General features: G+C 68.5%; 22 protein-coding genes. 7 read left to right on the top strand and 15 right to left on the bottom strand.

Translation table 11 applies throughout. The annotated features are described in order from the left end of the window. Positions 1-2: 2 nt before the first annotated feature. Together MYL53_RS00230 and MYL53_RS00225 are read right to left on the bottom strand one after the other, a co-directional pair. Positions 3-1022 (bottom strand): TRAP transporter substrate-binding protein, encoded by a 1020-nt coding sequence (locus MYL53_RS00230; protein WP_247851358.1) that lies wholly within the window; start codon positions 1020-1022, stop codon positions 3-5. Further along, positions 1019-1822: a FadR/GntR family transcriptional regulator gene (locus MYL53_RS00225; protein WP_247851357.1), complete on the bottom strand. Its 804-nt coding sequence runs from the start codon at positions 1820-1822 to the stop codon at positions 1019-1021. The genes MYL53_RS00230 and MYL53_RS00225 overlap by 4 nt, the downstream gene beginning before the upstream one ends. Positions 1823-2022: 200 nt before the next feature. Between MYL53_RS00225 and MYL53_RS00220 the strand changes: the two genes are divergently transcribed. Next, positions 2023-2928 carry a complex I NDUFA9 subunit family protein gene (locus MYL53_RS00220; protein ID WP_247851356.1) on the top strand — a complete coding sequence of 302 codons (906 nt, stop codon included), beginning with the start codon at positions 2023-2025 and terminating at the stop codon, positions 2926-2928. 41 nt (positions 2929-2969) lie between these two features. On the opposite strand, the gene MYL53_RS00215 is transcribed toward MYL53_RS00220, so the two are convergent. After that, on the bottom strand, positions 2970-3308 hold the full coding sequence (locus MYL53_RS00215; RefSeq protein WP_247851355.1) for a zinc ribbon domain-containing protein YjdM: 339 nt from the start codon (positions 3306-3308) through the stop codon (positions 2970-2972). A gap of 131 nt (positions 3309-3439) precedes the next feature. On the opposite strand from MYL53_RS00215, the gene MYL53_RS00210 reads away from it, so the two are divergent. Further along, positions 3440-3643 carry a putative motility protein gene (locus MYL53_RS00210; protein ID WP_247851354.1) on the top strand — a complete coding sequence of 68 codons (204 nt, stop codon included), beginning with the start codon at positions 3440-3442 and terminating at the stop codon, positions 3641-3643. Positions 3644-3697: 54 nt separating this feature from the next. Here MYL53_RS00210 and MYL53_RS00205 read toward each other — a convergent pair whose 3' ends face one another. After that, positions 3698-4135 carry a nucleoside deaminase gene (locus tag MYL53_RS00205; protein WP_247851353.1) on the bottom strand — a complete coding sequence of 146 codons (438 nt, stop codon included), beginning with the start codon at positions 4133-4135 and terminating at the stop codon, positions 3698-3700. Positions 4136-4544: 409 nt separating this feature from the next. On the opposite strand from MYL53_RS00205, the gene MYL53_RS00200 reads away from it, so the two are divergent. The 3 genes from MYL53_RS00200 (at position 4545) to MYL53_RS00190 (ending at position 9315) form a co-directional block, all read left to right on the top strand. Then, entirely contained in the window at positions 4545-6116 is a 1572-nt protein-coding gene (locus MYL53_RS00200; RefSeq protein WP_247851352.1) for an arylsulfatase, read from the top strand. A 136-nt stretch (positions 6117-6252) separates the two neighbouring features. After that, the gene (locus MYL53_RS00195) at positions 6253-8652 is read left to right on the top strand and encodes a tetratricopeptide repeat protein (RefSeq protein WP_247851351.1); all 2400 of its coding nucleotides are present in this window, start codon (positions 6253-6255) and stop codon (positions 8650-8652) included. Between the two features lie 81 nt (positions 8653-8733). Continuing rightward, positions 8734-9315, top strand: a complete 582-nt coding sequence (locus MYL53_RS00190) for an NADPH-dependent FMN reductase (protein ID WP_247851350.1) — start codon at positions 8734-8736, stop codon at positions 9313-9315. A gap of 19 nt (positions 9316-9334) precedes the next feature. Here MYL53_RS00190 and MYL53_RS00185 read toward each other — a convergent pair whose 3' ends face one another. Further along, positions 9335-9619, bottom strand: coding sequence for a DUF2798 domain-containing protein (locus tag MYL53_RS00185; RefSeq protein WP_247851349.1), 285 nt, complete (start codon positions 9617-9619; stop codon positions 9335-9337). Positions 9620-9751: 132 nt separating this feature from the next. Between MYL53_RS00185 and MYL53_RS00180 the strand changes: the two genes are divergently transcribed. Next, positions 9752-10687: a LysR family transcriptional regulator gene (locus MYL53_RS00180; protein ID WP_247851348.1), complete on the top strand. Its 936-nt coding sequence runs from the start codon at positions 9752-9754 to the stop codon at positions 10685-10687. Between the two features lie 18 nt (positions 10688-10705). On the opposite strand, the gene MYL53_RS00175 is transcribed toward MYL53_RS00180, so the two are convergent. From MYL53_RS00175 to MYL53_RS00165, 3 genes are all read right to left on the bottom strand, one after another. Continuing rightward, a complete protein-coding gene (locus tag MYL53_RS00175) occupies positions 10706-11314 on the bottom strand; it encodes an O-methyltransferase (RefSeq protein ID WP_247851347.1) in 609 nt (202 codons plus the stop codon). Between the two features lie 51 nt (positions 11315-11365). Then, positions 11366-11941 (bottom strand): retropepsin-like aspartic peptidase RloA3, encoded by a 576-nt coding sequence (gene rloA3 / locus MYL53_RS00170; protein ID WP_247851346.1) that lies wholly within the window; start codon positions 11939-11941, stop codon positions 11366-11368. A gap of 193 nt (positions 11942-12134) precedes the next feature. Further along, the gene (locus MYL53_RS00165; protein ID WP_247851345.1) at positions 12135-12647 is read right to left on the bottom strand and encodes an Hsp20/alpha crystallin family protein; all 513 of its coding nucleotides are present in this window, start codon (positions 12645-12647) and stop codon (positions 12135-12137) included. A gap of 262 nt (positions 12648-12909) precedes the next feature. Between MYL53_RS00165 and MYL53_RS00160 the strand changes: the two genes are divergently transcribed. After that, complete coding sequence (locus tag MYL53_RS00160) at positions 12910-13854, top strand: zinc metalloprotease HtpX (RefSeq protein WP_247851344.1); 945 nt, start codon at positions 12910-12912, stop codon at positions 13852-13854. Positions 13855-13889: 35 nt separating this feature from the next. On the opposite strand, the gene MYL53_RS00155 is transcribed toward MYL53_RS00160, so the two are convergent. The 7 genes from MYL53_RS00155 to MYL53_RS00125 form a co-directional block, all read right to left on the bottom strand. Then, positions 13890-14174 carry a YrhK family protein gene (locus tag MYL53_RS00155; RefSeq protein ID WP_247851343.1) on the bottom strand — a complete coding sequence of 95 codons (285 nt, stop codon included), beginning with the start codon at positions 14172-14174 and terminating at the stop codon, positions 13890-13892. Between the two features lie 36 nt (positions 14175-14210). Continuing rightward, positions 14211-14837: a cell division protein ZipA C-terminal FtsZ-binding domain-containing protein gene (locus MYL53_RS00150; protein WP_247851342.1), complete on the bottom strand. Its 627-nt coding sequence runs from the start codon at positions 14835-14837 to the stop codon at positions 14211-14213. A gap of 179 nt (positions 14838-15016) precedes the next feature. Beyond that, positions 15017-15952 carry a ribose-phosphate diphosphokinase gene (locus tag MYL53_RS00145; RefSeq protein WP_247851341.1) on the bottom strand — a complete coding sequence of 312 codons (936 nt, stop codon included), beginning with the start codon at positions 15950-15952 and terminating at the stop codon, positions 15017-15019. A 19-nt stretch (positions 15953-15971) separates the two neighbouring features. Continuing rightward, positions 15972-17555 carry a thymidine phosphorylase family protein gene (locus MYL53_RS00140; RefSeq protein ID WP_247851340.1) on the bottom strand — a complete coding sequence of 528 codons (1584 nt, stop codon included), beginning with the start codon at positions 17553-17555 and terminating at the stop codon, positions 15972-15974. Positions 17556-17762: 207 nt separating this feature from the next. Further along, positions 17763-19268, bottom strand: coding sequence for a CoA-acylating methylmalonate-semialdehyde dehydrogenase (locus MYL53_RS00135; protein WP_247851339.1), 1506 nt, complete (start codon positions 19266-19268; stop codon positions 17763-17765). A gap of 121 nt (positions 19269-19389) precedes the next feature. Continuing rightward, positions 19390-20673 (bottom strand): M24 family metallopeptidase, encoded by a 1284-nt coding sequence (locus MYL53_RS00130; RefSeq protein WP_247851338.1) that lies wholly within the window; start codon positions 20671-20673, stop codon positions 19390-19392. Positions 20674-20763: 90 nt separating this feature from the next. Beyond that, positions 20764-21648 (bottom strand): HalD/BesD family halogenase, encoded by an 885-nt coding sequence (locus MYL53_RS00125; RefSeq protein ID WP_247851337.1) that lies wholly within the window; start codon positions 21646-21648, stop codon positions 20764-20766. Between the last annotated feature and the right edge of the window lie 20 nt (positions 21649-21668).

Genomic DNA, 21668 nt, shown 5'->3' with positions numbered 1-21668 from the left:
AATCACATCAGGTTGTGGTTTTCCAGGTAGCCGACCACGGAGTCATAGAACTCCTGGGTGATCTCGTTCTTCTCGGCCCAGTTGGCCCACTCTTGCTTGGCGATGTTGCGGAACTTGACGCGTTCCTCGGCCGGCAGGTCGATGATCTCGATGTCCGGGTCCTGACGCGCCTCGCGCACGGCCTCGAGGTCGCGGGTCTTGAGTTCGGCGACCATTTCGTAGGCGAGCTGGTCCACGGAGGTCTCGAGGATCGCCTGCAGGTCCGCCGGCAGACCGTCCCAGATGTCCTTGTTCAGGGAGACCGAGACCATCGGCAGGGAGTGGAAGCCCGGGTACAGCGGATACGGCGCGAACTCGTGCAGGCCCTGAGCCTGATTGGTGGCGAAGACCGTGTAGTCGGCGGCGTCGATCACGCCCTTCTCCAGGCCGGTGTAGACCTCGGAGCCCGGCAGGTTGACCGGGGTCGCGCCGGCGGCCTCGAAGATGTTGTAGACCATACCCTCGGGCGCGCGCAGCTTGAGGCCCTTCATGTCCTCGACGGAATGGATCGGCTTGGTCGACGGCAGCGACTCGAGGCCGGTAGCGGCGGCGCCGATCAGGTGCAGGCCGTAGGGCTCGACCAGCTCGTTGTACAGCTGTTCGCCGCCGGCGTTGTTCATGTAATCGAGGAAGTCGTAGGGATCGCTCCAGGCGCCGACCAGGTTGCCGATCATGCCGAAGGCCGGATTCTGGCCGGTAAAGTAGCTCGGATCGGTCATGTGGCCCTGGAGGATGCCGGAGGACACCGCCTGCAGGGTCTGGTTGGCCTGGACGACCGAGTTCACCGGCAGGATCTCGATGCTGATGCGGCCATCGGACATCTGCTCGACGTTGTCGGCCCAGGCCTTCTTCATCTCGAACTGCGGCTCGCCGGCGGTCTCGGAGGTCTGGAAGGTCCACTCGTAGTCGGCGGCCTGGGCGTTGACGGCCATGGCACCGAGCACGGCGGCGGTCAGGGTCTTGAGAGGCATGCGTGTGATCATGAGGCTTCCTTATCGCTGCTTGTTGTTGACACGTCGGTTGTCGGGACATCGAGGGTGGGAAGGGCCGGCAGCAAGGCCTCCAGGCCCAGATCCCGGCCGGTGCGTTCCAGCACCTTGAGAGCCGCCGCGGCGGCCTGCTCGGGCTGACGCAGGCGGATCGCCTCCATCATCCGGCGATGGCGTTCCATGCTGTCATGGAGCTCGTCGGCGCTATGGTTGGAGCGCTCGACCAGCAATGCGATGGCCGGCTTCAGCACATGGCTGATCTGGGCCCAGACCAGATTGTGCGATGCCGCAAAGATGGCCTCGTGGAAGGCCACGTCGTAGTCGTCATGGGAGATGCCCTCCCAGTGCAGATCGTCATGTTCCAACGCGTGGATCATGCCTTCGTAGGCGGACTCGATGGCCAGCAGGTCGGCGGCAGTGGCGTGCTCTGCCGCCAGGCGCGCGACGAAGGGCTCCACGGCGACCCGGAAGGCGAAGATCTCGCGCTGGATGCGCGGATTGGGCTGGGCGAAGCGCGCCATCCAGCCGCTCACTCGCGGGTCGAGCAGATGCCATTCGGTCAGCGCCCGCACCCGGGTGCCCTGACCGGATATGCGCGTCAGCAGGCCCGCCGTGACCAGGGTCTGCAGCGCGCTGCGCACGGTGCTGCGGCTGACGCCGAAGCGCTCGCAGAGGTCCAGCTCCTTGGGCACGAAGTCGCCCGGCCCGTAATGGCCGCTGAAGATGGCTTCGGCGAGCTCATCGGCGATATCGGGCCGCGTAGAGCGGCGCGTGTGGTCGGCGGCGTGTGACATGATCGGCGGTTCCGCTGTTTCCGGAGCCCTGTCGGACTCCTGTGTCGTTATGTCGGACATAGACTCGAACAAAAACGGACTTGATGCCTTTAGACTTTGGTCTTCTTTCGCTGCCGGCGGGCATCGCGCCCCGCCGCTTGCGACCCGGCGGACGTCAGGCACAATGCCCCGATGCATCCTGAACAGCGGCAAGGAACGATATGACCCGACCGATCGTCGTCTTCGGCGGCAGCGGCTATCTCGGCAGCGCCCTGGTACGCGAACTGGTGGAAGCCGGCCGGGCGACGCGGCTGGTGGCCCGCCACCCGGCCTGGCCGCACTGGGCCGAGAGCGGCGACCCGCTGGAGCTGATGGCGGCCGATATCCGCCGCGAGGACGAGGTGGCCGCGGCGCTCGAAGGCGCGGCGGCGGTGGTCAACGCGGTGAGCCTCTACGTGGAGACCCGCGAGCTCGGCTTCGAGGCGATTCATGTGGAAGGGGCCAGCCGGCTGGCGCGGCTGGCGAGGGAGGCCGGCATCGACCGGCTGGTGCAACTGTCGGGGATCGGCGTCGAGGAAGGCTCGCCTTCGACCTATATACGCGCCCGGGTACGGGGCGAGCGCGCGGTGCTGGCGGCCATGCCCAGGGCGATTATCGTGCGGCCGAGCGTGCTGTTCGGGCCGGATGATGCGTTTCTCGGCGGCCTGGCGCGGCTAGCACGACTGCCGGCGATCCCGCTGTTCGGCCGCGGCGAGACCCGCCTGCAGCCGGTGCACGTCATCGACGCGGCGCGCGCCCTCGCCCGCCTGACCGGCCCCGAGGCGCCGGTCAGGCGGCTGTTCGAGCTGGGCGGCGGCGACGTGCTGCGCTATCGGGAGATCGTCGAGCTGGTGATGGCCCGACTCGGCCGGGAACGCCCGCTGGTGCCGGTGCCCTTCTGGCTGTGGCGCCCCCTGGCCGGCGGGCTCTCGCTGCTGCCGAACCCGCCGCTGACCCGCGACCAGGTCATCCTCATGCAGCACGACAACGTGGTCGCCGACGGCGTCGGCACCTTCGACGACCTGGGGCTCAGGCCGCGCTCGCTGCGCGAAGGCCTGCCGAACAGCCTGGCGTCGCCTGCCCGCTGAGGCCCGCTCGGTGAGACCCGCCGCGCGGCGGCGGGTGAGGCTCAGGCCTTCTTGACGAACTCCGACTTCAGCTTCATCGGGCCGATGCCGTCGATCTTGCAGTCGATGTCGTGATCGCCGTCGACCAGGCGAATGCCCTTCACCTTGGTGCCCACCTTCACCACCGAGGACGACCCCTTGACCTTGAGGTCCTTGATCACGGTGACGGTATCGCCGTCGGCCAGCACGTTGCCGTTGGCATCGCAGATCACCGGGGCGTCGTCTTCCGCTTCCGGCACCGCGTCCGACCACTCATGAGCACACTCCGGGCACACGTATTGCAGGCCGTCGTGATAGGTGAACTCGGAGGCGCACTGGGGGCACTGGGGCATATCGCTCATGGAAAAAACCTCAGGGGGGTTCGGAGAGCGCGCAAGCCTACACCTTTGGGCGCGCGAACTCCATGTCGCCGTTGCACCCGGTCAGGATCCTGCTAGGGTGAGACCGACATTCTCTTATGCAGGAGATCGCGATGGATTCATCCGTCAACAACGTCGTCGCCCAGTCGCAGATGCTGGCGCACTACCAAACCGCCCAGCAGGCCCAGATGCAGGTGTTCAAGGAAGCCCTCGACACCCAGCAGCAACAGGTCACCGCGCTGGTGGAATCCGCCTCCGCCGAGCCCCAGCTCGCCCAGGACGGCAGTCTCGGCACCCAGGTCAACACCTACGCCTGATGCCTCCGGCCTCACGCTCCCGGGCGCGAGGCCATCCCCCCCCTCCCCGATCCGCTATTCGCCGATGTCCTCGTGCCAGAGCCCGGGCTTCTCGGCGATGAAGGCCTCCATCAGTGCGATGCAGTCCGGGTCCTGCAGCACCTCGACCTCGACGCCGCGCTCGCGCAGCAGCGCCTCCTCGCCGAGGAAGGTGCGGTTCTCGCCGATCACCACCCGCGGGATGCCGTAGAGCAGGATCGCCCCGGTGCACATCGCGCAGGGCGACAGCGTGGTATAGAGGGTCGACTCGCGATAGATATCGGCCGACTGCCGCCCGGCGTTCTCCAGGGCGTCCATCTCGCCGTGCAGGACGGTGCTGCCGAGCTGCACGCGCTGGTTGTGGCCGGTACCGAGGATCACCCCGCGATGCACCAGCACCGATCCGATCGGAATGCCGCCCTCGTCGCGGCTGGTCCGCGCGGCCTCCAGCGCCGCCCTCATGAAATGCTCCATGTCAGATGCTCCCTGTGTCGCGATGCCCGACGGCCCGGCGCCGCTCGGTGACCACCAGCCTATTCTCTCCTCTGCCTGCTCGACCAGCATCGACTCGCGCGCCTGTCCACGACATCCGATCCGACATGGCCGCGCGGCCTCTTCTCTACCCCGACGCTGCCAGAGCGAGCCTCCACGGGAACGGATGAATAGCATAAAACACTGTTTTAAAGCCATTTACCCCATAAACCTTGATCTCGATCACCCAGCTTGCGCCCCCCTCGCTTTCAACTAGCTTTACCTAGGGGGTCGACGCATTCGCCTGGAACGCTGCGCGCGCCGCCACGAGACCATTCCACAAGGGACGGGTAAAAGGGGTGAAGGACACATGAAGCACACGACATTAGGGATAGCGGCAGCGGGGATCGCCATGTCCATGGTCGGCACGGCCTGGGCGCAGGAGGAGGCCTCGCAGGAATCGCAGGGCGGTGACGGCCCGCCGAACATCCTGGTGATCTGGGGCGACGATATCGGCTGGAGCAACGTCTCGGCCTACGGCCAGTCGGTGATGGGCTATTCGACCCCCAACATCGACCGCATCGCCGACGAGGGCGCGCTGTTCACGGATCAATACGCCCAGCCGTCCTGCACCGCGGGACGCGCGGCTTTCATCACCGGGCAGTATCCGATCCGCTCGGGCATGACCACGGTCGGCCAGCCTGGCTCGCCGCTCGGCCTTCAGGCCGAATCGCCGACACTGGCCGAGCTGCTGAAGGAGGAAGGCTATCGCACCGGCCAGTTCGGCAAGAACCATCTGGGCGATCGCAACGAGCACCTGCCCACCGTGCACGGCTTCGACGAGTTCTTCGGCAACCTCTACCACCTCAACACCCAGGAAGAGGCCGAACAGCGCGACTACCAGCGCTTCGGCGAAGCCTTCTCCGGCTCGCTGGAGGCCTACGAGGAACGGTTCGGCACCCGGGGCGTGCTGCACAGCTACGCTACCGACGAATTCGATGACACCGAGATGCCGCGCTTCGGCGTGATCGGCGCCCAGACCATCGAGGACACCGGCCCGCTGACCCGCAAGCGCATGGAGAACTTCGATGCCGACGAAGTGATCCCGATGGCCCTGGACTTCATGGAGGAGGCCAAGAATGCCGGCGATCCCTTCTTCGTGTGGCTGAACACCAGCCGCATGCACCTGTACACGCACCTCGACGACGAATGGCGTTACGCCGCGGAAGAGTACACCTCCGAAGCCGACATCCACGGCTCCGGCATGCTGCAGCACGACCACGACATCGGCACGGTGCTGGACTGGCTGGACGAGCAAGGGCTGGCCGACAACACCATCGTCTGGTACTCCACGGACAACGGTCCCGAGCACAGCTCCTGGCCGCACGGAGGCACCACGCCCTTCCGCGGCGAGAAGATGACCACCTATGAGGGCGGCGTCCGAGTGCCGTCGATGCTCCGCTGGCCCGATCACGTCCCGGCCGGCAGCGTCCTCAACGGCATCCAGGGCCATCAGGACATGTTCACCAGCCTGGCCGTCGCCGCCGGCATCGATGACCCCGCCGAGCGCGTGATGAGCGAAAAGCATCAGTACATCGACGGCGTCAACAACCTGCCCTACTGGCTGGGCGACAGCGACCACTCCGCCCGCGACCACATCTTCTACTACTACGAGAACAAGCTCACCGCGGTGCGCATGGGGCCTTGGAAGTTCCACTTCTCCACCAAGGAGGACTACTACGCCAACGTGGTGCCGCGGACCATGCCGCTGATCTTCAACCTGCGCATGGATCCCTACGAGAGCTACGATTCGACCGACAGCTACGGGCATCTGACGCAGAAGGTCTCCTGGCTGTTCCAGCCGATGACGGTGCTGATGGAGGAACACCTGGCCTCGCTGGCGGAGTATCCGCCGGTGCAGGGCGGCGCCTCCTTCGACATGTCCAACGTGGTCGAGGACGTGCTGAGCAAGGCCGTCCAGTAAACCCGCCCCCGCCTGCCGCCCTGGCCACCCTCGGGTGGCCAGGGCGGTGTCATGTCTGGACGTCATGATGGCAACACGACAGGATGATCACCGTGGCCGGCCACCGAGGCGCCACGACACAGGGAGTGTCATCGCATTGACCGCTTACCGCTCGCTACGACCGCGTCTTGAACCGATCGCCCTTGCCTGGCTGCTCGGGCTGCTGACCCTGCTGATCGTCGGCAGCGCCCAGGCCGCCTCGCCACGACTGGCCAGCGACACCGACGGCTATGCCCCGGAAGGCAGCTGCGCCGGCTGCCACCAGGCCGAGGCCGATGCCTGGGAAGACTCCGACCACGGCTGGGCCATGCGCCCCGCCACGCCGGACAACGTGCTCGGCGACTTCGCCGACGCCCGCTTCACCGATAGCGGGGAAGCCGGTGACATCCAGGCCCGGTTCCACCGCGAGGATGAGCGCTTCCTGGTCACCCTCGACGGCCCCGGCGAGCCCGAGGCCACCCACGAGATCGCCTACACCTTCGGCCACTATCCCCTCCAACAGTACCTGATCGAGATGCCGGGCGGCCGGCTCCAGAGCCTGACCATCGCCTGGGACTCTCGTTCGGCGGCGGAAGGGGGCCAGCGCTGGTTCTCGCTCTATCCCGGCCAGACCTTCACCCCGGACGATCCGCTGCACTGGCAAGGCCGCTACCAGAACTGGAACGCCATGTGCGCCGACTGCCACTCCACCAACCTGCAGAAGGGCTATGACCCGGTAGAGGACGTCTTCGACACCACCTGGCACGAGCAGAGCGTCGGCTGCCAGAGCTGCCACGGCCCGAGCCAGGCGCACCTCGACTGGGCCCGGAACGCCCCCTGGGCACAGCAGGATGCACCGACAGCCGCCTCGACCGCCGAGCCGAGCGCCGCCTCCAGCGACACGCCTGGCACGTCGAACAGCGCCGAGGATATCGGCCTGGGCGTTGATCTCGCCGACATGTCCGGCCAGGAACTGGTCGGCCAGTGCGCCCGCTGCCACAGCCGGCGCACGACCCTCGGCGCGGGCCCGGTCCAAGGCGCGCCACTGCTCGACAGCGCCCTGCCCAGCCTGCTGACGGAGGGGCTCTACCACGCCGACGGCCAGATCCAGGGCGAGGTCTATGTCTACGGCTCCTTCGCTCAGAGCCGGATGTACCAGGCGGGCGTTACCTGCACAGACTGCCACGATGCGCACACCGGTCGCGTACGGGTCGAGGGCAACGGGCTCTGCACCCAGTGCCACAACAGCGCCCCCTCGCCCCGCTTCCCGGAACTCGAACCCGGCGACTACGACAGCGTCGAGCACCACCATCACACGCCCGGCAGCGAAGGCGCCCAGTGCGTGAACTGCCACATGCCGGAGACCACCTACATGGTGGTGGATCCTCGCCGCGACCACGCCTTCCGCGTGCCGCGTCCGGACCTGACCGAGGCCACCGGCAGTCCGGATGCCTGCACCCGCTGCCACGACGGCATGTCGCCCGACCGTGCGGCCGGCAGCATCAAGGAATGGTTCGGCGATCTTGCCCGCAGCGAGCGCGACGACACGCACTACGGCGAGGTCTTCGCCGCCGCCCGCCAGGGCCGAGGCGACGCTCTTCGGCCGCTGCAGCGGCTGGTCGCGGACGACGACACGCCGGATATCGTGCGCGCCACGGCCATCGACGCCCTGGCCGACCTCGGTCCGCCGGCGCTGCCCACCCTCGAAGCCGCGCTGGAAGACGACAGCGGCCAGGTGCGCGCGGCCGCCACGCCGGCCTTCGCCAGCGCCCCGGACGCGCTCAGGGTGGAACGCCTGCTGCCGCTGCTCGACGATCCTCTGCGGGCGGTGCGGGACGAAGCCGTCCGGGCCCTGGCCGGCATCTCGCCGCAGGCGCTGCCCGAGAATCGCCGCGAGGCCTATCGCGCCGCCCGCGAGGACCAGGAACGCCGCCTGCGCGCCAATGCAGACCTCCCGGGCAACCGCCTGACCCTGGCGGTGCTGCTCGAGCGCAGCGGCGAGCGCGACGAGGCCATCGAACAGTACCGCGCGGCCCTGGCGATGGATCCGTACTTCCTGCCCGCCCGGGTCAATCTGGTCACGCTGTATTCGCGCGGCGGCGACACGGCGGCATCACGCCGACTGCTGGAGGACGGGCTCGCCCTCGACGACATGCCGCGCACCGACCGTGGCCACCTGGCCTACCTGCTGGCCCTGTCGCTGGCGGAGACGCAGCAGTTCGACGAGGCCCTGGACTGGCTGTCGAAGGCCGCCGAGTGGCGCCCCGGGCACGTGCGCACCCACTACAACCGCGCCCTGATCCTCGACCGCCTGGGCAACAAGCCCCAGGCCCTGGTGGCGCTGGAACAGGGTCTGCGACTGGCGCCGGACTCGCCGGACCTGCTCTACGCCGCCGTCTATCTGAACGCCGCCGCGGGCCGGATTCCCCAGGCGCTGTCGGCCCTGGAGCGGCTGCGCCGCCAGCGCCCGAACGACCCCCGCCTGCAGCAGCTCGAACGTCAGCTGCGCGCCCGGTGACAAGGCGACCGGCGACGCCGCGGCAACGACGGCGCCCGCGGGGTCGCCATTCTTGAGACATGGCCACAGAAGGAGTCTTTCATGAGTCAGTCCCCCCGCATCCTGGTCTTCGCCGGCAGCGCCCGCCGGGGCTCGTTCAACAAGCGCCTGGCCAAGCTGGCCACCGAACGCATCGAGGCCCACGGCGGTCGGCCGACCCTCATCGACCTGGCCGACTACCCGATGCCGCTCTATGACGGCGACCTGGAGGACGCACACGGACTGCCCGAGTCCGCTCTGGCCCTGCGCGAGCAGCTGGCCGAGCACCAGGGCCTGCTGATCGCCTCGCCGGAATACAACGGCTTCATCACGCCGCTACTCAAGAACACCATCGACTGGCTGACCCGCCCCCATCAGGGCGACAGCGGGCTGGCGCTGTTCCAGGGTCGGCTGGCGGCGGTGGTCTCCGCCTCGCCGGGCGGGCTCGGCGGACTGCGCGGCCTGGCGCTGATCCGCCAGCTGCTGGGCAACATCGGCGTCACGGTACTGCCGGACCAGCTCGCCGTGGCCCGGGCCGGCGACGCCTTCGACGACAGCGGCCGGCTGGTCCAGGAAGGCCAGCGCGAAATCCTCGACGGCATCTGCCGCCGGCTGGTCGCGGACCTCGAGCGGCTTCACGGCTGATCTCGGCGATGCGGCGCCCTCAGCGGGCGCCGTCGTCGGCCAGGGTCCAGCCCACCAGCCGCACCACCAGCGGCCGCACGCTCAGCACCCCGATGAAGGCCACCGGCACGGCCCGCACGTAGGCCTGAGCCACCGCCGCGGGATAGCCGGCGTCCACGCCGGCGTTCACCGCGGTGATCACCAGGCTCATCAGCAGCGTCATCAGTGCGGACATGTAGAAGGCGAAGACCACCGGCGCGAAGCGGATCGGCACGCCACGGCGGCGTGTCGCGCCGGCGGCGTCCTGCGTAGGGCGTGAAGGCATGATGCTGTCCTCTGTCGGTGAATCGAACGCTTCCAGCCTAGGGAAGGACAGCGGGCATCAGTAGACGCCCCGGCCTTGGTTCACTATAAAGCTTTATTGACGAATCAACGCCCGCATTACGAGATATACCCAATGGATACCCTGCGCGCCATCGAGAGCTTCGTGAAGGCCGTCGAGGCCGGCAGCATCGCCGGTGGCGCCCGGCGCCTCGGCATCAGCCCGGCCGCGGCCAGCCAGGCCATCGCGCGGCTCGAGGCCACGGTGGGCACTCGGCTGCTGGCCCGCACCACGCGACGCATGTCGCTGACCGACAGCGGGGAGCTCTACTACCAGCACGTGCGACACGTGGCCCGCGACCTGGAGCGCGCCCACGGTGCCGTCTCCACGCTGCAGGCCGAACCCCGCGGGCGGCTACGGATCACCTCCACCGCCGCCTTCGGCCGCCACGTGCTGGCACCGCTGATGCCGGGATTCAACACCCGCTATCCGCATCTGGCCCCGGAGCTGCTGACCACCGACCGCCGCGTGGACCACATCCACGAGGACGTGGACGTCAGCATTCGCTTCACGCCCCAGCTCGAAGAGGGGCTGGTGGCCCGGCGCATCGCCTCGATCCCCTTCCTGATCTGCGCCTCGCCGGAATACCTGGCCCACGCCGGCCGTCCACAGAGCCCCGAGGCGCTGCGCGACCATGATTGCCTGGTGTTTCGCTTTCCCACCGACGGCCGCTTCCTGAGCTGGGGCTTCATTCGTGACGGGATGCGCTTCGAGGCGGACTTCCGGGCCGCCCTGATCAGCGACGATATCGACGTGCTGGCGAGCATGGCGCTGGCCGGCGGCGGCATCACCCGACTGGCGGACTTCATCGCCGCCCCGCACATCGCCGCGGGACGCCTGGTGCCGCTGTTCGAAGACGTCGAGCAAGGAGACGGCAGCGGCACCCGCGCGGTGTCGGAACCGATGGAGATCTATCTGTGCGTGGACGACCGGCTGGCGCTGACGCCCAAGGTCAACGCCTTCATGGACTATCTGGTCGAGCATCTGCCGGCGGCCTGGCGGCCACGCTGACAGGCGCCCGCAACCGGCTCAGGCGGAAGCGGCCGCCGGGGTCCGGGTGGCCAGGAACTCGCCCTTGCCTACCGGCACCAGGCTGGTGGTGAAATCGTCATCCGCCTCCACCAGATCGATGAAGGGCGCCAGCTCGTCGGCATGGGAGGTGGCATTGTCCACCACCAGCAGCCCGCCCGGCGCCAGGGTCTCGCGCACCACGGGCCACCAGTCGACGTAGCGCTCCCGATCGGCATCGAGGAACACCAGGTCCCGCGAGGCCGGGGCCTCGCGGTCGAGCACCCGGCCGGCCTCGGCGTGCAGCGATTCGATCACGTCCGTCAGCCCGGCACGGGCGAAGTGCTCGCAGGCCATGCCCCAGCGGCCGGCGGCCCACTCCACCGTGGTGACCCGGCCGCCGAGCGCCCGGGTCGCCTCGGCCAGCCACAGGGTGGAGTAGCCGTTGGAGGTGCCGATCTCGAGGATGCGCCGCGCGCCGGTCGCCCTGACCAGCACGGCGAGGAACTCGCCGGTATCGCGGGTGATGTTGCGCAACCGCTCGTCCGGTGCGGCGACGCTCCGGTCGTGGCGCTCGCCGAGGCTCTCCAGCTCGGTCAGCAGGGCCTCGAAGGGCGTGACGTGCTCCATGGCCATCTCCCTCTGGCATATCGTGTCGTGGTCGTCGCGCGGCTATCGATGTCAGACGCCGATCTTGTCGGCGTATTCCTTGTCGGCATGACGATGCAGCGGAGAGTCGTCGTTGCAGCTCGGCGACTGCAGGAAGGTCTCGGTGACGTCGAGGTCGCCGAGGCTCTGGATGGTGCGGCGACCCAGCAGCACCGGATAGTTCATGTCGTCGCGATCCTCGAGGCTGAACTGCTCCTCGAAGCGTTCGTCACCCATGCAGATCGTCATCAGCACCACCGGGCGATGATCCCGCCCGCCGGCGCCGACGACGGTAAGGTCGCGAAAGATCGGGCGCTCGAATTCACGGCTGACGATCTCGCCACTCTCCTCGTCCTCGACTTCGACCTCGAAGCGCACCCAGTCGTCGCCATCGCGCTGGAATTCCTCGATGTGCTCCGCCTGCATGGAGGACGTGAGGGCGCCGCTGTCGAGCTTGGCCTTCACTTCCACGCCCCAGTCGGGGTCGATCAGGGTCTTCTCCACCCAGCCGTAGACTTCCGGCGAGTCGGCATCGCTGGCCAGGACAGTGCCGGACATCAGGCCGGCACCCAACAGGGGCATCAGAAAGCGGGACAGGGAAGTGCGCATGTTCTCTCCTTCGAAGCGGCACAGGAAAACGGGACGCCGGATCACGCCGACGTTCTCGAGTGTCCTGTGACAAGCCCTCGACGTCCAGGGTTCCAGGCCTGACGGGGTGCCGAAAGGCATGGGGCCCGTACCGCCCGCATCGACGCGTCGCGGACGGCACGGGCCGCGTTCACGAGGGCTCAGCCCGTCGCGCTCAAGCGCGGATGTCCAGCCGCCGACGATGGGCCTCCTTGATCTTCGGCAGCGTCAGCTCCAGCACCCCGTCGCGGAAGCTCGCCTCGGCCTTGTCGGCATCGATGTCGCAGGGCAGTTCCACGGTGCGCAGCACGCTGCCGCGGGAGATCTCGCAGCGATAGTACTCCTCGTCTTTCTCTTCGCTCTTCTTGTGGCTCTCGCCCTTGATGGTCACCGTGCGGTCGGTCACCGAGACATCGAGATCCTCACGGGCGATGCCGGGCACCTCGGCCCGCACCACCACCTCGGCGTCCTTGTCGAGGATATCGACCCGCGGCATCCGCGGCTCCAGGGACGACAGCCGCTCCCAGCGCAGCGGATGCATCCAGTCCCGGGCCATCAGGCCGTCGAACAGGCGATCCAGCTCCCGGAACGGGCTGCTGGAACGTGACACGGGTGACCTGGCTTCCGGCTGGTCGGCCGCGGCCGACGGGCTGGCGGAAGCCGCCTCCTGGAACTTCTTGTTGGCCATGACGTTACACCTCGACACCTTCGATCTATCCACGACGCTCGACGAGGTCCGACCTGTTGCGATTCACCGCCTGTCGACCTCGTCGGCATGAATGCGAGCGCTCACTTCTCCCGCCTGTTCAAGCGTAGGCGAGCGACCGCTCGCGGCGCTGACGCCGGTCAAGGTTTGCGCGGCTTCACCCCGCGCGAATGCCGCGAACGGGTCTAGCCTTGAGAGAGAGCAACGGAGCAGGAACGCGGGGCAACGACGGAGGCATGGCGCCATGATGCTGGAACACGAACTCGGTCGACATCGCCTGTTCAACGGGCTTCAGACGCTACTGATCTTGGGCGGACTGACGCTGACGCTGTCGCTGCCCGGCTATCTGCTGGCCGGTCCGGGCGGTGTGCTGATGAGCCTCTCGGCGGTGATCGTGGCGGCGCTGCTGACGAGCTGGGTGCCGGCCCGGATGATCCTGGCCCGGGCCGGCGCCGAGCGGCTGCCGGCGTCCCGGGCGCCGGAGCTCCATGCACTGCTGGCACGGTTCTATGCCGGTGCCGGTCTGACGATCGAACCGCGGCTCTATTACGCCCCCTCGCCAGACCTCAATGCCTTCGCCGTGGGCGGTCCTCACGACGGCGGCATCGCGGTGACCGACGGGCTGCTGCGCTCGCTGACGCTGCGCGAGCTGGGCGGGGTGCTGGCCCATGAGGTCAGCCACCTGCGACGCGGCGACACCCGGGTGATGTCGATCGCCGCTGCCATGACCCGAATGACGCTGTGGCTGACCACGGCGGTGCAGCTGGCGATCCTGATCAGCCTGCCGATGATGCTGACCGACGCGGGCGGCCTGCCCTGGCTCAGCCTGCTGGCGATCGCCGTCGCGCCGACGCTCAGCGTGCTGCTGTCCCTGGCGCTGTCGCGCAATCGCGAGTACACCGCCGACCTGGAGGCCGTGGCGCTCACCGGCGATCCGGCGGGGCTGGCCTCGGCGCTGGTGGTACTGGAACGGCGCCGCAGCGGCTGGCTGATGAGCCTGTTCGGCCGCCGCCCGGCAATGGAAGCCACCTGGCTGCGGACTCACCCCTCCACCGAGGCGCGCATCCGGCGCCTGTCCGAGCTGGACGGAGGGCCCGACTCGCCCCACCTCGACGAGACCGACACGCCCACACCGACGCCACGGCGCCCGGCACCTCACCCGCGTGCTGTCAGGCACCGCTGGCATTGAGCCCTAAGCCGTGCCTGAAGGCATCGGGGCGGCCGTCAGTCCTGACGTCCCTCACGCTCCAGATCCTCCACGTCGCCCATGGACGCCAGCTTGAGGTCGCGCAGGGTGCGGATGGTGGGCTTGAAGGCGAACATCGCCGACCCGACGATGAAGAACCAGGTCGCAAGGGTCTGCTGGCTCTCGTAGAGAAACAGCACCGAGCCGACCAGGAAGGCCGCCGCGGCACCGAAGTCGACGAAGGTGTAGACCAGCTCCCACAGGGCGTAGAGCCGGCGGGTGCGCGGGTTTTCCTCGCGCCGGTCACGATCGAATAGCGCCATGCGCGTCTCCTCCTTGGACGATGAAAGGACAATGTCTCAGGGAGCGGCGCGTCGCAGCTGTTCGAACGCCTCGTCGCTGACCTCGTGACGCTCGGCATCGAGGATCCGGCCGCCCAGCGCGGCCACCGAGCGGGTGAAGTCGATCAGCGCATCGGGGCTGTGGGCGACCCGCCGCTTGTTGCGAAAATGCACCAGAATGGAGATGCCGTCGACCACCGGATGCTCGCCGTCCTCGTGCAGCGGCGGCAGCGCCCCCGGCGGCGTGCTGTTGGCGATCACCATGCGATAGCCGGTGCGCGGCGGGTGAATGTTGTAGACCTTGCGCTTGGCATCGTAGACCGCCTCGGCCTCCTCCAACCGGCGTCGCAGGCGGCGATTGGTATCGAGCCCCGGCCAGTCCAGCACCACGAACAGGCACTGGCGCACCTCCGCGCCCTTGGCGACGCGGAAGCGCTGCGCGACCTCCTCGGGCTCGGGCGTCGCCGGCGCGCTCGGGGTCGGTTCGGGCTCGGCCGACGGCGCGGACGCGACCGGTGGCTCGGCATCGGGTTCGGCGGAGGCCTCGACTCGGTCCCGGCGCAGATACCAGAACAGCCCCAGGGCCATGAGCGCCAGCACCAGGGCCATCCCGGCCAGCAGCATGGCACCGCTCGTCATGTTCATTGCCCGTCACTCCCTCGACTCGTTATCTCTCCGAAAGAAACACGCTCACCCGCTCGGCACAACGCTTCCATGCCGGGAACATGCCCCGGAAATCACGGCATTTCGCGGCTTTGCCTGAGCGAATAAATAACCTTTTGTTTTAAATGGAAAAACTTGACATTACCGGACCGGACCGCCCGTCAATCAGAAGCCGCTCGCTGGTCGAGCGCCGCCAGCACCTCCGACAGCGCCGGCGCCAGCAGCGGTGCCATGGAAATGGCATTGCTGGCATGAACGATGCAATCGGTGCTCCACACCTCCCCCACCCCCGCGGCCTCGATCACCGCCAGGGCATCGTCGGCGAACAGCGCATGGGTCACGGCCAGATCCACCGAGGCCGCGCCGGCGGCGAGCAGCGCCTCGGCGGCCCGGGCCACGGTGTGGCCGGAGCTGGCCACGTCGTCCATCAGCACCGTTCGACGGCCGCGCAGCGCGATATCGGGCAGCGCGATCGCCACCTCGCGATCGCCGCGGCGGGTCTTGTGGCAGACGCCGAAGGCGAAGCCGGTGGCGCCGGCGGCCTGCTGCACCCACTGCCGGGATTCCGCGTCGGGGCCGATCAGCAGCGGCTCTTCGCGCCGCTCGGCGATCAGCTCGCCGAGGCGCACGGCCCCCGACAGCGCGACGGCCCGCTCGAGCGGAATCGCCTGGTCGAGGCGATCGATGCGATGCAGATGCGGGTCGACGGTGATCACGGCGTCGAACAGCTCGGCCAGGAAGGCGCCGATCAGCGTCTGGCTGACGATCTCGCCGGGATGAAAGGCGATGTCCTGGCGCATGTAGGCCAGATAGGGCGCCACCAGCACCAGGCGGCGAGCGCCCTGCTGGCGGGCGTGGCGGGCGATCAGCCACAGCTCGACCAGCTTGTCGTTGGGCCGGTCGAGGCTGCGATAGACCACCAGGGTCAGCGGCATCGGCTCTGGGGATGCGACGGTGCCGGCGAAGGGCAGCGTCAGGCGCAGCTCGCGGTCGGGGAAGCGGTGCTCCACCACGGCCCGAGCCTCGAGTCCGGCGGCCTCGGCCAGCCGCCGGGCCGGTCCCGCCTCGTCGTCGACGTAGAGCAGCATGATGCTCATGGGCGTGTCTTCCCTCGCTTTACCCTTCCACGTTGAGCCGCACGATGCCGTCGGGCGAGCCGATGGCGACGCCGCGATCGCGCTCGCAGGCCTGCCGGGCGAAGGTCAGCTCATTGGGCGAGGCGGCGTAGACGCGATACAGCGGCTGGCCGACGCTCACCCTGTCGCCGATGCGCACCGCCAGGTCGACGCCGGCACCGATCGCCCGCGGCGCTCCGGCGAGCCGGGCGATGCGCGCCAGCTGCAGGTTGTTCAGGGCGGTCACCGCGCCGTCGCAGTGAGCGGTCACTTCCAGGGCATGCGGCGCCAGCTGCGGATGCTCGGGATCGAAGGCATGCGCCCCCTGGGCCTGGATGATGGCCTGCATCTTGTCGAGGGCGCGGCCGGCGTCGAGGATGTCGCGGGCCAGGCCGAAGCCGTCGCCGCCGCGCACGTCGGGGTCGAACTCCAGCATCCGCCCGGCCAGGCGCAGCGCCTTCTGGCGCAGGTCCATGGGCGCCTCGGGATGGTTGGTGAGCACTCGCATCACGTCCCGAGCCTCCAGGGCGGGCCCGATGCCGCGCCCCACCGGCTGGCTGCCGTCGGTGATCACCACGTCCAGGGTCAGGCCCAGGCGCCGGGCCACGAACTCGAACAGCTGGCGCAGCCGATGGGCCTCGGGCATGGAGCGCACCTTGGCGTGGGGCCCGATGGGCAGGTCGAGCAGCAGGTGGGTCGAGCCGGCGGCGATCTTCTTGGACAGGATCGAGGCCACCATCTGGCCCGGCGAATCCACCGACAGCGGCCGCTCGACCGAGATCAGCACGTCATCGGCGGGCGACAGCTCGCTGGTGCCGCCCCAGGCCAGGCATCCGCGGTGAGTCCGCACCAGCTCACCCAGCTCGTCGAAGGGCATGTCGACCCGCGCCAGCACCTCCATGGTATCGGCGGTGCCGGAGGGCGAGGTGATCGCCCGGGACGAGGTCTTGGGGCACAGCAGGCCGTGGGCGGCGACGATCGGCACCAGCAGCATCGAGGTGCGATTGCCGGGCACGCCGCCGATGCAGTGCTTGTCGACCACCGGCTGCTCGTGCCAGTCCAGCCGCCGCCCCACGCGGCTCATGGCGTCGCTGAGGTAGAACACCTCCTCGCGGTCGAGCTCGCCCAGGTCGCAGGCCACCACGAAGGCGGTGAGCTCGATCTTGGAATAGCGCCGCTCGGCGATGTCGCGGATGATGCCGCGGAAGTCGTCTCGGGTCAGGCGCTCGCCGGCGAGCTTGCGGTGCATGGCGGGAATCGAGGCCGGCGGCTCGGCCTGGCGGATGCTGACCGGGCAGCCCTCCGCCGCGTCCAGCGAGGCGAAGGCATCCTCGGAGAGGCCGAGCTCGCCGCAGCCGACGATGGCCGCGTCGTCGACCACGTTGAGCGTGGCCAGGATACGCCGGCCGTCGGCGCGCACCTCTACCTTGGCCAGGGCCTGGAAGCCCTCGGCCCGATAGCGGTCGCACTCGCGGTGCATGTAGGCCACGTTTTCGCGATAGGTGTCGATGCCAACGCGCTTGAGCGTCAGCGGCGTCAGCGTATCGTCCTGTTCGGCGGGCTCGGTGGCGGGCGATCCATTCATGCCGTCATGGCACCCCGGTGATCGGTCCATGACGACAGCCTAGCAGCGCCTGGAAGATGCCTCCCATGACGCCGGACAAGCCGCCGGCAGAACGCAGCGCGCCCGCTGCATCCCGAGATACGGGGTGAAGCGGGCGCGCTGGTGGCGTCACGTCAGCCGCAACGCTCGGCCAGGGTCTCTCGATTCGCGGTGGTCAGCTGGATGCGCTCAGTTTGACGGGAAGTTGAACTGGGCGCGTTCCTGCTGGGCGCGCTGCGGCCAGCGCTGGGACACCGCCTTGCGACGAGTGTAGAAGCGCACCGCGTCGGGGCCGTAGGCGTGCAGATCACCGAACAGCGATTCCTTCCAGCCGCCGAAGCTGTGGAAGGCCACCGGCACCGGCAGCGGCACGTTGATGCCGACCATGCCGACCTCGATGGCATCGGCGAAGCGGCGTCCGGCCTCGCCGTCGCGGGTGAACACGCAGGTGCCGTTGCCGTACTGGTGGGCGTTGATCAGCGCGATGGCCTCCTCGAAGGTCGCGACGCGCACCACGCACAGCACCGGGCCGAAGATCTCGTCGCGGTAGATGTCCATCGCCGGCGTCACCCGGTCGAACAGGGTCGCGCCCAGGAAGTAGCCCGGAGAGCCCTCGACCAGCGGATGCTCGCGGCCGTCGACCACCAGCTCGGCGCCGGCCTGCTGGCCACGCTTGATATAGCCGGCGACCCTGTCGCGGTGGCCGGCATTGACCAGCGCGCCCATGTCCAGGCCCTTCTCGGTGCCGGGGCCGATCTTCAGGGTACGGGCCTGGTCGGCGAGGCGCGAGACCAGGGCGTCGGCGGTGTCATCGCCCACGCAGACCGCCACCGAGATCGCCATGCAGCGCTCGCCGGCGCTGCCGAAGGCGGCGCCGATCAAGGTGCTGGCGGCGTTGTCCAGGTCGGCGTCAGGCAGCACGATGGCGTGGTTCTTGGCCCCGCCCAGGGCCTGCACGCGCTTGCCGTTCTCGGCGCCGCGGCGATAGATGCTCTTGGCCACCGGCGTGGAACCGACGAACGACAGCGCCTTGACGTCCGGCGCGTCGATCAGCGCCTCCACGGTCTCGCGGTCGCCGTGGACCACGCTGAAGAGGCCACGCGGCAGCCCGGCCTCGTCGAGCAGCTCGGCCATCTTGATCGCGGTCGAGGGCACCTGCTCGGACGGCTTGAGGATGAAGGCGTTGCCGCAGGCGATGGCCATCGGGTACATCCACAGCGGCACCATGGCCGGGAAGTTGAACGGCGTGATGCCGGCCACGATGCCCAGCGGCTGGTGATTGGACCAGGTATCGATGCCCGGCCCGGCGTTGTGGGAGTACTCGCCCTTGAGCAGCTCCGGCACGCCGCAGGCATACTCGACGTTCTCGATCCCGCGCTTGAGCTCGCCCATGGCGTCCTCGAGCACCTTGCCGTGCTCCTCGGCGACCAGCCGGCAGATCTCGTCGGCGTCACGCTCGAGCAGCGTCTTGAAGCGGTACATCACCTGGGCGCGCTTGGCCGGCGGCAGGTCGCGCCAGGCCGGCTGGGCCTCGCGAGCGGCCTCGATCGCCTGATCCACGCTGGCGGCATCGCCCAGCGTCACCCGGCGCACGGCCTCGCCGGTGGCGGGGTTGAACACCTCTAGCGAACAATGGCCGGCCACGCGCTCGCCGGCGATCCAGTGGTTCACCTGTGTCTGGGTCACGTCTGTCATGGGGTCTCTCTTGTTCAGTCACTCGGCGCGCGCTCGGATCGAGCGCGCGCCTTGCTTGATTCGGCAGATAGCGACAGGCGGGTTCCGCGGCCGGCCCGTCAGGGAGGCAATGTCGTCGCGCTTAGACTTCCCGGTCGAGCAGGGCCTCGTCGAACGGATAGCGCGACAGCTTCTCGATGCCGGTGTCGGTGACCAGCACCTCTTCCTCCAGCTTGACGCCGTCGGCGGCGCCGACCTCGCCGATGTAGCTCTCCACCGAGACGACCATGCCGGGCTCCAGGATGCCGTCCTTGGAGAAGCGGTCGAAGTCCATGTGGTGGGCGACCAGCGGCGTCTCACCGTGCATGCCCACGCCGTGGATGATCGAGGGATAGCGGCGGTCGAGGAAGCGCTCGGGAATCTTCCACGCCTGTTCGGCGATCTCGCGGTAGCTCATGCCCGGCTTGAGGATGCCCATGTTGTGGTGCACCTGGTCATAGGCCATGCGATAGAGGCTCTTCTGGTAGGCGCTGGGCTTGCCCGGGCCGACGTGGAAGGTGCGCGAAAAGTCGGAGTAGTAGCCGTGGCAGCCGATGGTATCGGTGTCCAGCGCCACCAGCTCGCCGGGGCGGATCACCCTGTCGCTTGCCTCGTTGAACCAGGGGTTGGTGCGCGGCCCGGAGGACAGCAGCCGGGTCTCGATGAACTCGCCGCCCTGGCGGATGACGTCGCCGTACATGATGGCGAACAGCTCGTTCTCGGTGACGCCGGGCTTGATGGCGGCCTCGACCTCGGCCACCGCGGCCTCGCTGCCGGCCATGGACTGGGCCAGGCAGGCGATCTCCTCGGGGGTCTTGATGCGACGGCAGTGCAGGGTGTCCTGCATGCAGTCGTAGACCTCCAGCCCCTGGGCCTCCAGCGAGCGCGCCAGGTTCAGGGCGCAGCGATCCAGGCCGATCTTCCTGTTGCCGCGGCCGTGCTCCTCGATCAGCTCGGCGATCTCGACGCCGAAGGGATCGGAGGACAGGTTGTCGCGCTGGTTGACCGCCGACCACACCACCTTGGAGGTGCGCGACTCGTCGATGGTCTCCAGCCAGGTGGAGACGTGGGCGCTGCCCGGGTACTCGAACAGGATCACCGGGCCGTCAAGCGGCACGTAGACGTAGCGGGTCGAGTTGCGCAGGAAGTAGCCGAACATGTTGCGCGAGCCGGTGGCATAGCGCTGGTTGTACGGGTCGAACAGCACCACGGCGGCATAGCCCTGCTCGGCCATCATGGCGCGCAGGCGCGCGAGGCGGCCGGCGCGCAGCTGCTTCGGGTCGAAGGCGGTGGGGATGCTGTCGCCGTTGGCCATGGGGGCCGAGGGGATCACCGGGATCTGTTCCGGTTCGTTGTCGGTCAGCTTCTCGAAATCGACGATGCTCATGTCAGGTCTCTCGGGCGTGATGGGGCGAAGGGGCGGCGCCGGACCGGCCGGCGCCGCGGGCATGCAGGGCGTAGCGGGCGCTGGGCGCGATCAGTCGACCAGGGCGTCGCTGCGCTGCATGCCCTCTTCGAGCAGCCGCTCGTGAACCGGCGCCATGCGGCCGAAGATGCGGCGGGCGCGTTCGGGGCGGCCGATGAAGCCCGGCTCCTTGGCGTAGGCGAAGATCACCGTGTGGCGCTCCTTGTCGCCCTCGACCGGGGTGACCCGGTGCAGCGAGTAGCGGCCGAAGAAGATCTGCAGATCGCCGGGCTGGAGATCCAGCGACTTGAGCCGCGAACGATCGCCGTCGATGACCTCCTCGACCTCGTCGAAGTTCTCGCCCTCGGGGCTGCGGATGCCCGGGGCATACTCGAAGCGGCCGCCGCCGTGGGACTGGCGGGTCATCATGGTGACGATGAACTCGTTGGTGTCGTAGTGCCACGGATGCTGACAGCCCTCGCGCAGCACGTTGACCACCAGGTCGGCCAGCGGGTCGGCGTACTGGTGAATCTCCTCCATGCCGACCACGGTGGCGATGAAACGCTGGAAATCGGCGTTCTGGTAGACCTGGCGGATGATGGTGTCGCCGTCGATGCGGTCGCCGGCGACGAAGCCGTTGGTGCGATCGCCGAAGCGGTTCAGCGGGTGGCTGGCCGGCTTAGAGGGATCGGCGTCGCTGTTGTAGGGATTGGTCTCGGTCTGGTTGTAGTGCGCCTCGGGCGACAGGCGCTCTGTCTCACGCTCCAGGCGCTCGAGGGCCTCGTCGGGCACGAAGTGCTTAAGCACCACGCAGCCGTCGTCCTCCAGCTGGCGGCGGCAGCGGTCGATCAGCGCGCGTCCGGTGTCGCCGTCGAGATCGTCGAGGGGATAGCGTTGCAGATCGATGAGACCGTCGAGGGCGTTGGCGGGGGTCTCGACCGAGGGTTCCACAGGCATGGTTGTCTCCGCTGTCGTGT

It is taken from the genome of Halomonas getboli (assembly GCF_023094245.1).
GTDB lineage: Bacteria > Pseudomonadota > Gammaproteobacteria > Pseudomonadales > Halomonadaceae > Halomonas > Halomonas getboli.
Note: the sequence above shows the minus strand (reverse complement) of the source record. Positions and strands in the feature narration are given on the sequence as shown.